Here is a 12,257-nt window from a genome sequence, read left to right on the forward strand (position 1 = left end):
GTTTATTGTCAGTAAGGCCTAACCCGTTACCGGCGGGATGCTTTGCGTCATCAGACTCAACATTGCAATGGCCACCAGCAAGGTAATGCCAAAGCTTAATAGTGATCCCAGCAGAATATATTCTGTTAATGCCCTGTCGTGCGAGTCGCGTAAATCGTTATAGCGCAGCACTGATTTTGCCGCGACGACCAGGCCGACACCCGAATACTGGCCGGCCAGAATTAACGTCAGGATCAGCAAGCGCTCAGCAATACCGATTAAATGGCCTGCCGCCGGTGAGCCCTGTTTGGCACTGCTGACAGGCGCCGATATTTTTGTCAGCACCAGACCTATCAATACCGATGCCGGTTTCATCAGCAGCAGATACCCCAGCAACACCAGCAGATACTCTTTATTAAGTAACGCCAGCCCTAGCTTTGCCAGCATGCTGGATCCGCTTTCTGCCAGCCACAACCATACCAGCACAATAACCAGCAGATGTAACAGCTGATCCAGCACAAAATAACGCAGGCCGTTAAAGTACGACTTGCCAATATCAATCAGCAGATGACTGGCGGCAATCAGCAGCGCTAAACCAATCACGCCGCTAACGCTGACGGCCGACCAGCTGAACTGATACCACAGCGCTAACAGCAGCAGGTTCAGGCCAAAGTGAATTAAGCCATGATAATACAACTGGGCGCAGCGCCAGTGCCGGGCTGCCCGGGCCTGTACCCAGGCGGTGGGCTGCAAAAAGAAATCGGCCAGAATATGTACCAGCACTAACCCCAGCAGTAAGCTGCTGTCTGTCATTGCAAACTCCTTGTAATATGGCTGTCGCAGTACTGAATAAACGCCTGCAGCAGTTGATAGTCAGCGTGATTATTATTGAGCAATTTGGTGACATTCTCACGGGAAGTTCCCAGTTTGCTGGCGATACTTTCGTGGGAACTGCCTGGGGTCAGAAAATACAGTAACAGTGCCTCAGCCTGGCGGGCAGTAAGTTTTGCCAGCATGTTGTCTGCCATCTGCAACGGTACCGCTAGTATCTGCTGCAGCAGGGGTTGCTGGCTATGAATGGCGAAACGCTGGCTGGCTGGCAGTTTGTCCAGGCCATTGCCCGATAACGTAAAAGCCGGGCCGCTGGCGCTTTTGACATCATCCCGCAAATTAGTTACTTCCCCCAGACCAATGCTGATTTTGCAATCCCGGCCCAGGCTTAACAGGGTTAGCCGGATATAAATAGCCAGTTTTACCGCTGCAGCAGGCTGCGCCAGCAAAATCTGAAACGCATCGCCACGATAAAAGTTATAGCTGCAACCCAGCGATTCTGCCTGTGAAACCAATAGCTGCTCTAACTGATACAACACCGTATCGTACTGGCCACCAGCAATACTGCGTGATTTAACAAAGTCGCCGGTTAATACGGCATAGTTGGCAGGCATAACAATCCCGGTTAGCGCTTCAGGCCTTTAATAGTAACCCAATTTGGTTACATGTCAAATATGTAACCACAATTAGTTACATGGTAGGAAAGTAACTGAATAAGGTTACCTGACGGCCGGGCCGACGCTAGCGGTAAGCCTAATGCTCTACTGCAATCCTGGCCGTTGCCACCGCTTGTGGCCACACCCGGGGCTGAGGCGACAGCACAAATATATCGCCGTTCTGGCCGGTTAGTTGCTGAGGAATACCCGCTGCCCGGGCTACCTTTGCATTGGCCTGAATATGCGCCGCTTCGCCATGCACCGGCACCGCTATCGCCGGTTGCACATAGCGATACATCACATCGAGCTCGCCCTGGTTCGGGTGGCCTGATACGTGAATAAGCTCAGGGCTGTCAGCACTTTGCAGGGTCCGTACTTTAAGCGCCTTTAGTTGTTCAATCAGCCGGCTGACCAGCATTTCATTGCCCGGGATCAGAATAGCGCTAAACAATACCAGATCATTTTCTTCCAGGATTAAATGCGGATGGCGCTGCTGGGCCAGCCGGCTGAGGGCCGCTCTGGGCTCACCCTGACTGCCGGTCGCAACCACCAGTACTTCATTCGCCGGTAAATAGCCCACATGGGCGGGCTCTATCAGTGGAATATCATCGGGCCAGTAACCACAGGCCCGGGCAGCCCCCACCATATTCTCCATCGCCCGGCCAAACAGGGCTAAATAGCGGCCGGTGCGCCGTGCCACATGGCCCAGGCTAATCAACCGGCCAATATTACTGCTGAAACCACTTACTACTACCCGCTGTTTTTCATGGCGAATTAGCTGATACAGCCCCTGGTAACAGGCGGTTTCAGACTCAGAGAAACCCGGCTTCAGCGCATTGGTAGAATCACAAACCATCGCGGTAATATTCTGATTGGCCAATCGCTTAAACACCTGCGGTTTAAAAGGCCGGCCAGTCATTGGCGCTTTATCAATTTTCCAGTCGGCGGTATGGAATACTTTACCGGCGACAGTGCTGATAAGCAGTGCCTGTGGCTCGGGAATAGAATGGGTAATATTCAGCCAGTTAATTAAAAACGGGCCAATTTGGCAGGTGCCACCAAGTGGGATCTCAATAATTGGCATGTTCTGCGATAAACCACTGCGGGCAATTTTGCGGCGTAAAACCTCTGCGGTAAAAGGTGTGCAATACACCTTGCAGCCCAAACGTGGCCATAAGAATGGTAAGGCGCCAATATGATCTTCATGGGCATGGGTGATAATAATACCTGCCAGCAGTTCTTTGCGCTGCGCGATAAACGCCGGATCCGCTGCCTGCACTTCGGCGGTGATCGGGCTGGCGATTGGCTGCAGCGGATTATAAAAGGTTACACCACAATCCACCATCAACCAGCGGCTGTCATGGCCGTACAGGTTCAGATTCATACCAATTTCGCCACAGCCACCCAGTGGCAGAAACCATAAATCATTGGGGCCAGGCAGCAAATCTGCAGGTAAACGGACAGTCAAAACAGCATCCTTTGGTTGATAAAGGCAGTTATTGTACGCGGCAAAGAAGCAAACAGCACAGTGAAACAACAAGAATTAAGCATTTGGAAAGAAATAAACCTGTTTAGTTATTAACCAGGCTTGACGTTCATTATTTTTAGAGGTAAAACGTTTAAGATGATTCGAATGATGAAATTAACAACAGTAGCGGGCAACAGAAGTTAAGCGCTTTCGGATCATACGTTCAAACGAAACCAAAAATAACGAGCAATCAACGCAATTGCTTTTGACTAGCTGAAAAAAATTAAATTTAACGATGTTCATTCGACCTTTAATCAGACCTACAAGCTTAAACGATTAAGCGACTTGCAATGACATTAATTCAGATTGACGAGGGTAACAACAGATGAAAACACAGAACTTAAATCGTTCCTGCCTGGCACTAGCCATAAGCCTGGCAATAGGCAGCACCACAGCCATTGCACAACAAACTGAAAATGAGAACGAAACAGCAACAACGGAATCCTCAGCCAGTACAGGCCTTGGTTTTGAACGTATTTTAGTAACCGGGGCTGTATCACGAAATCAGTCAGTTATGCAATCAAGTGTCTCCGTCAGCACCCTGACATTTGAAGATATTGATGTATCAAGCCCGCGCTCAACAGCTGAAATTTTCCGGATGTTGCCTGGTGTACGAAGTGAATCTACAGGTGGTGAAGGTAATGCAAATATTGCGGTACGCGGCCTGCCCGTTGCCGCAGGCGGTGCCAAGTTTTTAACCTTACAGGAAGATGGCTTACCGGTGTTACAGTTTGGCGATATTGCCTTTGGTAATGCAGACATTTTTGTCAGGGCAGATTCCACCATGGCCAGATTAGATGTAATCCGTGGCGGTTCAGCCAGTACTGCAGCCAGTAATTCACCGGGTGGCATCATTAACTTTATCAGCAAAACCGGTGAAAACCAGGGTGGCAGCATTGCCGTCAGTTCAGGCTTAAACTTCGACCAGTTCAGAACTGACTTTGAGTTCGGTGGAGATATTAACAACGACATGCGTTTTCATTTTGGTGGCTTTGTCCGTCAGGGTGAAGGCGTTCGCGATCCGGGCTATCAGGGTGAGCGTGGGTATCAAATCAAAGCGAATGTGACAAAAGAATTCAGTGCTGGCTATGTCAGAGTGTATGCAAAACATCTTAACGACCGCGCAGCCAGTTATATGCCAATGCCAATGTATGCCAATGGCAGTTCAGTGCCGGGCTACGATGCACAAAAAGACACCTTGCAATCGGTTTATTTAACCCAAACCGTGCGCCTGAATGGTGACAATCAAATCTCTCGCGGTGATGTACGCAACGGTATGAACCCGAAAGTCGACAGTTTTGGTATTGAAGCGCAATTTGATTTAGATGAAAACTGGACCTTAGACAATCGTTTCAGAATTAGTGATGTCAGTGGCAATTTCATTACCCTGTTCCCTGCTGAAGTGGGCAACGCACAGGGCATTGCAGACAGTATTGCAGGGAATAACTCGACGCTTACTTATGCTGTAGGGCCCCAGGCTGGCCAAAACTATACTGCAGCAGATGCCATGCGGATCCATACCTTTGATGTTGAAATCAATGACTTTGGCTCCATGGTAAATGATCTTAAATTAGCAAGAAGTTTTGGCGACGTCGATGTCACCTTTGGTTATTACATGGCTGATCAAACTATCAGCATGTCATGGCTATGGAACTCGTACCTGATGGCCCTGAAAGGAAATAATGCCGAACTATTAAATGTTAACGCAGCAGATGGAACAGCATTCTCAGAGCAAGGTCAGCTGGCGTATGGAGTTCCTTTCTGGGGAAACTGCTGCCAACGTAACTATGACACCCAATACAGTACAAAAGCACCCTATATTAACGTTGGCTGGGCCTTTGGTGACTGGTCACTTGATGCCAGTGTAAGGCGGGACAATGGTAAAGCCACCGGCACTTATGCCGGCGCCTCGCAAAGCAGTCGCGATATGAACAGCGATGGCGTTATCAGTCAAATTGAGCAAAGTGTATCCGGTATTGATTTAGCCAACCCACAATTGGTCAATTACAGCTGGGGTTACAATTCATATTCTGTCGGTGCTAATTACCAGTTCAATCGCGACTGGGCAATGTTTGGCCGGATTAGCAAAGGTGCCCGCGCTAATGCTGACCGCCTGTTGTTCGGCAAAGTTAATGCTGATGGTTCAGTAGCACGTGAAGATGCCATTGACGAAGTAAAACAATATGAAATTGGTAGTAAAAGCCGCCATGGCAACCTTAACTTGTTTGCGACCTTGTTTTTCGCAGAAACCGATGAGCAAAACTTTGAAGCCACAACTCAGCTCTTTTTCGACCGGGTTTATAAAGCTAAAGGTATCGAGTTAGAAAGTAGCTACCGTATCGGCGACTTTGATTTCCGTGGTTCAGTGACGTTTACTGACGCTGAAATCAGCAGTGATGCGTTAAACCCAGATGTCGTTGGTAATACCCCAAGGCGCCAGGCAGATATGATTTATAGCTTACTGGCACGTTACACAATGGATAACGCTCAGGTCGGCATCAGCCTGGTTGGTACCACTGATTCTTATGCTCAGGATAATAATGACCTGAAATTCAGTGGTTACACTCAGCTTAACGCTTTTGCAAATTATGAACTGGCAGAAAACCTGACACTTTCTCTGAACATCAATAACTTGTTTGATACCATTGGTATTACTGAAGCAGAGCAGGGCAGTATTCCTGAAAATGGCATTATCACGGCGCGCACTATTAATGGTCGTACCGCCTCAGTTGGTTTGCGTTATCAGTTCTAAACTACGTTAACCCATTATCTGAAAGCGGTTGCATACGCAGCCGCTTTTTTCTTAAACAAATACTTACCTCACTTCTCACAACAATAATCCTTAACGTTTAAGTTCAACTGTATTAAAGTGCTTATGGAATTATTGATGAGAACTTTTCGCATAAGGAATAGCTAATACATGGCGAACATTACGCTTAAGTCATTGGCAAAACACCTTGGCGTGTCAATAGCCACCGTTTCCAATGCTTTTAATCGTCCTGATCAACTCTCTGCTGATCTGAGACGCCATATTTTAAAAGAAAGCGAAAAATTGGGCTTCAGTGGTCCGAATGCCCAAGCAAGAAGTCTGCGTACCGGTCGCTCAGATATCGTCGCTATTTTATTGTCTGATTCACTGGAGTATTCAGTCAGTGATCCGGTAGCAAACCAACTCATCAAAGGCATTGCTGAAGTGCTGCAGCAACATGGCAAAGACATGCTACTGCTGTCGGGTGTCAAAGCGGTTCACAGCACTGCTGAAGCGCTGCCTGACGGTTTTATTATTTATGGCAGCCCTAAAAATCACGAGCAACTGGAACGCGTTATCCAAAGCGGCAAACCGATTATTAGTGTCGATTGTAACTTAACAAGCATTGGCTCAGTTAATATCGATAACTATCGCTATGCCTATGATATTGCCCGGTATGCTCTGCAACAGCAAGCTGGCAAGGTTGCTGTCCTGGGCCTGCGCTTACTCGATTCAAACCGGGTTTGCCGGCTGCAAAGCCACGAGCTGTATGATCAAAATGAAGCCATCTCCCGCCGTCGACTCGATGGCTATCTGGCGGCCGCTGCTGATTTAAACCGTGAACTCAGTGCCGAGCAAATCTGGCATATACCGGTTAACAACCATCACTATGCAGAAATTGCTGCAAGAGAAGCACTGACGCAACACCCGAGGCCAACATTGTTGTTGTGTATGAGCGACCGGATTGCTCTTGGTGCAATGAGTGTAGCCAGGCAACTCGGTTTAAAGATCCCGGAAGATTTAAAACTGGTTGGTTTCGATGGCATTGAAGAAGCTGAGCGAGCTTATCCTGCCCTGACGACTATTGCTCAGCATAGCGATGAAAAAGGCCGCACAGCAGCCCGCATGTTACTGGCTGGAGATGTTCAGCAGGACATATTGCTCGAGTGTGAATTAAGGCTACGCACCAGCTGCTAACGACATAAACTGATTAACCAGCAACTTTTGTGTTCATTTTTCGAACTCTCGCTTGATACTTAAACGTTTAAGGTGTAATTTTAAGCATGGTTTTTTGCCAAACCAGCGATAACCAATAACATCAAAACCACCATAAAGTGGTAGCCAGAAAATTATGACTGTACTGGCAAAATAAAACTGACAGGCATCATGCCTGCACAAGACAGGGTAACAACATGCAGCACAAACCAGTAATTACCACGGCTGTGGTAACCGAGCACACCTACACCCAGGTAAAGTGGATGACTTGCCTGATGTTCTTTGTTTTCGCTATGACCACCGATGCAGTTGGTGTGATTATACCGGAAGTGGTCAAGCAGTTTGATCTTAGCCTTACCCAGGCCGCAGCCTTTCACTATGTGCCAATGATTTTTATTGGATTGTCTGGCTTATTTCTGGGGCAGCTGGCGGATCAACTTGGGCGTAAAAAGATCATTTTATTTGGCCTGTTTATTTACACCCTGGCCTGCTTCGCTTTCGCACTTAACCAGAGCTTTTACTTTTATATGCTGCTGCTCGGCCTATGTGGTTTAAGCATAGGTTTATTTAAAACAGGTGCGTTGGCCCTGATTGGCGACATTAGCCCCAATACCCTTAGCCATACCCGCCTGATGAACCGGGTAGAAGGTTTTTTTGGCTTGGGCGCTATTGTCGGCCCAGCCCTGGTTGCAGTACTGCTGATGCTGGATATGGCATGGGAGCAGTTGTATCTGGTTGCAGGCTTAATTTGCGCAATTTTACTGATTATCGCCTGGCGCATGGACTACCCTGCTTACGTTACCCAGCCAAAAACGTCTATCTGGCACTGCCTTAAACTGGCAAAAAATCCTTATGCACTTGGTTTTTCACTGGCCATAGCCTGCTATGTAGCAACCGAAGTCGCGGTGTTTGTGTGGCTGCCAACTTTGCTGCAACAATACGACGGCCAATACACATTGCTGGCAGCACATGCTATCACAGTATTTTTTATCTTACGCACCGTTGGTCGTTTTTTAGCAGAGTGGTTGTTAACCCTTTTTAGCTGGACTATTTTATTGGCTTGGTTTAGTACCGCCATCGCTTTATGTTTTGTCCTGAGTATGTGGCAAGGTGTAGCCTGGGCGTTGTGGCTGATGCCACTTTCCGGTTTGTTTATGTCAATGATGTACCCAACACTTAATTCTAAAGGCATCAGTTGTTTCCCCCGACATCAACACGGAGCAGCGGCTGGTTTAATTTTAGCGTTCACCGCACTAGCCGCGGCCCTTGGCCCGCTAATGATGGGAATTGTTGGTGATATATTTGGTGATGTGCGCTATGGGTTTTACCTGGCAACGGGCTTTGCTCTTATTATGACAGTTGGTTTGTGGTGGAATCACTTGGTAAACCCTGCAGAGCAACAACTGCAGATAATGTCACATTAGGTTGTTTTATAAAATTTTATTGTATAAAAGTTTTTTATAAACCTGTATTTCTCCTTTTTAGCCCCGCCCCGCGGGGCTTTTTTTTGCTTGTGCTAAAGCAATTTTATTAACAAAAAAAGCCGGCAACGCGTTTTCACAGATGCCGGCTTTCGCTGCTTGTTTAAATTCAATTCATGGAGCTTAGCCACACTACCTGATAAGGCTTTAAATTAATGGTTTGGCCTTCAAACTGCTGCCCCGTTAACTCGTCACGCCATTTTCCGGCTGCTAAGCCAGCATACAGCTGCTCATTCTCACTAAAATTCACTACACAAAGTAAGTGTTGCGAGTCTGCTTGTCGCTGGTAGGAAAACAAATGGGGGTTACCACTTGCTAAAATTTCTGTGCTGCCCTGCCCTAACACTTTCAGGCTGGCTCTTACCTTAACTAGATGCTGTAACTGCTGATAAATACGCCCGGACAAACTCGCAGCGTCTTTTGCTGCTAACAGCTGTTGCTCAGACATTTTAACCCGATTCACCCAACGACTATCATCCCTTTTAGCCGGGTCTTGCTGGTAGCTGTAATCATTCAACAAGCCTAACTCATCACCCATGTAGAGCAGCGGTAGGCCACCAATACTTAAAATTACGCTATTTAAAACAAAAATTCGTGCCAGCGCCTGCTCAAGCTGCAGCTGCTGTTGCGCGTCATCTGAATTCTGTAGCGCTTGCTCTACCCCGGTAAGCGACGCCAGCATACCGGTAACGCGACAATCCCCGGTAACAGGGTTTTGCTGAAATGGCACGCCAGTGGCAAAACTTCCGCTAAACTGGCCAGTATAAAACTGGTTTAAAAACTGCCGGTGATGCTCAGGGTTAATACCCAATTGCCAGGCCACATTGTCATCAAAGGTCCAGCCAATGTCATCATGGCAACGAATATAGTTTACCCAGCTGCAATGTGGGTCTATCGCAAAACGTCGTTGTAATGATTCAGTCAATAAACGGGTTTTACGGGTAGCGAGGCTATTCCACAACAACGCCATCAACAGAGGATTATATGAGAGCTGACATTCTTCCTCCGAAATGTATTTCACCACCTCATCCGGATGCACTATCGCTTCAGACTTAAACTGTAACGCTGGTGCAGCGATCCGGGTGACCGCGTTGAAAGCTTTAATTAAAGTGTGTGCTTTTGGCAGGTTTTCACAATTAGTGCCAGCCTCTTTCCAAACAAACGCCAGAGCGTCTAACCTTAGTACCGCGGCCCCCTGATTGGCAAGAAATAACATTTCTTCGGCCATGGCATTAAATACCGCCGGATTGGCGTAATTTAAATCCCACTGAAAGCTGTTAAAGGTGGTCCAGATCCAACTCTGTGTGCCCGGTTCAAAAGTAAAACAGCCGCGACGGATCTCAGGGAAAATCTCACGCAACCATGGCGCATATTGCTCACATTCCTGCTCGCTGAAAAAGAAATAAAACTGCTGGTAGTCTTTATCACCCGCTTTGGCTTTTTGCGCCCAACGATGTTCGTCAGAAGTATGGTTAAACACAAAATCAAGTACCGGCCGGATGCCATGCTGATGCAGCTGTTGCATTAATTTAGCCAGCTCCGGCATGCTGCCAAGCGCGGGCATCGTCTTACGGTAATCAGACACAGCGTAACCGCCATCACTATTGGGCTCTGGCGCTTTAAACAGGGGCATCAGATGCAGGTAATTAATGCCAGTTTGCTTTAAATAAGGAATACGCTCAGCCAACCCCGTAAAATTATCAGCAAATAAATCGACATAACAGGCAGAGCCTAGGGCATTCTGATGTTTATGCCAGTCTTGTGGCTGCTCATCATCTGCCAGTAAATAGGCAGGCCGCTGAAAAACGGCTTTAGCCAATAGCTTTAACAGCTGTTCAAAATAATAATAACTGTCAAAACGCTCACCATATAGCGGCAGATATAGTTGCACCAGTGCAGGTAAATGCGTTTTTAAACGGGCTTCAAACAGCGGCCAGTTCTGTTTAGCTATCGCTTTCAGAGAAGAGCTATAACGTTTAAGTAATTCACTGGAAAAATTAGCCAGCGCTACTGGATTATGCTGCAATTCTGATAAGCTTCTGTTGGCCATCTCTCTGTTCCCCTCTCCTACGCAATACACTATATTTGCCTTATTCAGACTGTAATGCAAGTAGATAAGAAAAAAACAGCTGTTTTTTTGGTCAGAATATTTACAATATTCACCCTATGGAGTAGCCTGAACTTAAACATTTTAGATTAACATCTAATATCTGAACACATTTATTCCATCCCGGGAGACTTATATGTCATTACCAGTATATTGCTTTGGAGAAGTTCTAATCGACTTCTTACAAGACCCAAAACAGCCCGGGTTGTTTCGTCGTTTTGCAGGTGGCGCACCGGCAAATGTTGCCGTTGCCGTAGCAAAACTTGGCGGTCAGGGCTGCTTTGTGGGCATGCTGGGCGCTGATATGTTTGGTGAGTTTTTGTTATCAGAACTTGCTCATTACGGTGTGGACTGCCATGCCTGCACAACCACCAGTGACGCAAAAACAGCGCTGGCCTTTGTAGCATTGAATGACGAAGGCGACCGCAGCTTTTCGTTTTACCGGCCACCAGCAGCTGACCTGCTTTATACCATGGCGCATTTGCCGGTGGGTTTCTGGCACGCTCCTGCCATTCTGCACTTGTGTTCTAATAGTCTGACAGATAAAGCAATTGCGGATACAAGTTTTGCCATGGTAGAGCAAGCTCATAAACATGGCTGGTTGGTGTCGGTCGATGCCAATTTACGCCATAATCTTTGGGCAAATGGCAAAGCAGACATTAGTCTGGTATCACAGTTATTACAGCAGGCCGATATCATTAAACTTAGCGATGATGAGTTGAATTACCTTGCACAGCAACAAGATCCAACAAGCTGGCTTTTGCAACTGCAAGCTAAACGCAATAGTTGGTTAGTAGTTACTGCTGGTAGCAATGCAGTAAACAGCTATGGCAAGCATATATTCAGTTTACCTGTCTCTGCAGTTAATGTGGTCGATACGACAGCAGCGGGTGATTCGTTCGTTGGCGCCTGGCTTTATCAGCTTAGTCAGCATTTATCCGACCAAACCTGGCCTGCACTTTTGCAGGACGAAATCAAACAAAAACTTATACTCAGCAAAGCGATTAAAGCAGGTTCACTGACCTGCCAGCACTTCGGCGCTTTTACTGCCTTACCAACGCGCTATGAGTGGGAGTCAGAATAAAATTTTATAAATCATACATTTTATATGGTGGAAACTTTTAACTACGAGCTGTTCGTAGAATTGTTTTACGATAATTATTTCCGCCCGCTCCAGTTCCGTTGCATTTCAAAAAACAAAAATGAGGCGGTCCAGGTGATCAACACCAGGCCGGTCAGCGATTCAATGCCGGTTAAATACCGCAGTTCCCCCAACGGCGCAATATCGCCAAAACCGACTGTGCTGAATACGGTAAACGAAAAATAGACACAGTCCATCAGGCTGCCATCAAAATTGCCACTGAGCTCACCCCAGCCATCAGAGCGGTGCATCAGATAATACACCAGCGCAAATACCCATATTTCAATGGCATGGGCAATCAGCGCGCCGAACACGCCCACTACAATCCGGTAACGGTGCTTAATGTTCAGATTTGGAATAGTTATTGTCAGCCGGTATAAAAATTCGTAGTGAATAATCACCACAATGGCCACAACTAAGCTGTTTATCAGCCATACCGCAATCATGCTTTGCCCCTTCATCAGATAAAAAAACCGTCAGCCAATATTCAAACCGATCGCTGCAGCAGAGTGGCCCTGCTTGCCTTAAATCGATTTTTAAGGTTAGGACAATCGCTTTATTTCACATAAA

The 12,257-nt window shown here is 47.0% G+C and carries 9 protein-coding genes; 4 read left to right on the forward strand and 5 right to left on the reverse strand.

Annotated elements, in window-relative coordinates:
* Positions 1 to 18 precede the first annotated feature (18 nt).
* The 3 genes from R3187_RS02095 to R3187_RS02105 form a co-directional block, all read right to left on the reverse strand.
* Positions 19 to 792, reverse strand: a complete 774-nt coding sequence (locus tag R3187_RS02095; protein WP_318965040.1) for a DUF3307 domain-containing protein — start codon at positions 790 to 792, stop codon at positions 19 to 21.
* On the reverse strand, positions 789 to 1,424 hold the full coding sequence (locus R3187_RS02100; RefSeq protein ID WP_318965041.1) for a sigma factor-like helix-turn-helix DNA-binding protein: 636 nt from the start codon (positions 1,422 to 1,424) through the stop codon (positions 789 to 791). The genes R3187_RS02095 and R3187_RS02100 overlap by 4 nt, the downstream gene beginning before the upstream one ends.
* Positions 1,425 to 1,563: 139 nt before the next feature.
* Positions 1,564 to 2,934: a ribonuclease J gene (locus R3187_RS02105; protein ID WP_318965042.1), complete on the reverse strand. Its 1,371-nt coding sequence runs from the start codon at positions 2,932 to 2,934 to the stop codon at positions 1,564 to 1,566.
* 385 nt (positions 2,935 to 3,319) lie between these two features.
* Between R3187_RS02105 and R3187_RS02110 the strand changes: the two genes are divergently transcribed.
* The 3 genes from R3187_RS02110 to R3187_RS02120 all read left to right on the forward strand — a co-directional run bounded on the left by R3187_RS02110 (position 3,320) and on the right by R3187_RS02120 (position 8,382).
* The gene (locus R3187_RS02110) at positions 3,320 to 5,746 is read left to right on the forward strand and encodes a TonB-dependent receptor domain-containing protein (RefSeq protein ID WP_318965043.1); all 2,427 of its coding nucleotides are present in this window, start codon (positions 3,320 to 3,322) and stop codon (positions 5,744 to 5,746) included.
* Positions 5,747 to 5,914: 168 nt separating this feature from the next.
* Entirely contained in the window at positions 5,915 to 6,940 is a 1,026-nt protein-coding gene (locus R3187_RS02115) for a LacI family DNA-binding transcriptional regulator (RefSeq protein ID WP_318965044.1), read from the forward strand.
* Between the two features lie 215 nt (positions 6,941 to 7,155).
* A complete protein-coding gene (locus tag R3187_RS02120; RefSeq protein ID WP_318965045.1) occupies positions 7,156 to 8,382 on the forward strand; it encodes an MFS transporter in 1,227 nt (408 codons plus the stop codon).
* Between the two features lie 166 nt (positions 8,383 to 8,548).
* Here R3187_RS02120 and R3187_RS02125 read toward each other — a convergent pair whose 3' ends face one another.
* On the reverse strand, positions 8,549 to 10,489 hold the full coding sequence (locus tag R3187_RS02125; RefSeq protein WP_318965046.1) for an alpha-amylase family glycosyl hydrolase: 1,941 nt from the start codon (positions 10,487 to 10,489) through the stop codon (positions 8,549 to 8,551).
* 193 nt (positions 10,490 to 10,682) lie between these two features.
* Here R3187_RS02125 and R3187_RS02130 point away from each other — a divergent pair, with 193 nt between their 5' ends.
* On the forward strand, positions 10,683 to 11,630 hold the full coding sequence (locus R3187_RS02130) for a carbohydrate kinase (protein ID WP_318965047.1): 948 nt from the start codon (positions 10,683 to 10,685) through the stop codon (positions 11,628 to 11,630).
* Between the two features lie 74 nt (positions 11,631 to 11,704).
* On the opposite strand, the gene R3187_RS02135 is transcribed toward R3187_RS02130, so the two are convergent.
* Positions 11,705 to 12,133, reverse strand: a complete 429-nt coding sequence (locus R3187_RS02135) for a potassium channel family protein (RefSeq protein ID WP_318965048.1) — start codon at positions 12,131 to 12,133, stop codon at positions 11,705 to 11,707.
* Positions 12,134 to 12,257: the final 124 nt, after the last annotated feature.

Source organism: Arsukibacterium sp., from assembly GCF_033721375.1.
Taxonomy (GTDB): Bacteria; Pseudomonadota; Gammaproteobacteria; order Enterobacterales; family Alteromonadaceae; genus Alishewanella.

Coding starts and splice junctions, on each gene's coding strand:
- R3187_RS02130 (WP_318965047.1), top strand. CDS start 10,683: ATGTCATTACCAGTATATTGCTTTGGAGAAGTTCTAATCGACTTCTTA.
- R3187_RS02135 (WP_318965048.1), bottom strand. CDS start 12,133: ATGATTGCGGTATGGCTGATAAACAGCTTAGTTGTGGCCATTGTGGTG.
- R3187_RS02100 (WP_318965041.1), bottom strand. CDS start 1,424: ATGCCTGCCAACTATGCCGTATTAACCGGCGACTTTGTTAAATCACGC.
- R3187_RS02120 (WP_318965045.1), top strand. CDS start 7,156: ATGCAGCACAAACCAGTAATTACCACGGCTGTGGTAACCGAGCACACC.
- R3187_RS02125 (WP_318965046.1), bottom strand. CDS start 10,489: ATGGCCAACAGAAGCTTATCAGAATTGCAGCATAATCCAGTAGCGCTG.
- R3187_RS02115 (WP_318965044.1), top strand. CDS start 5,915: ATGGCGAACATTACGCTTAAGTCATTGGCAAAACACCTTGGCGTGTCA.
- R3187_RS02110 (WP_318965043.1), top strand. CDS start 3,320: ATGAAAACACAGAACTTAAATCGTTCCTGCCTGGCACTAGCCATAAGC.
- R3187_RS02095 (WP_318965040.1), bottom strand. CDS start 792: ATGACAGACAGCAGCTTACTGCTGGGGTTAGTGCTGGTACATATTCTG.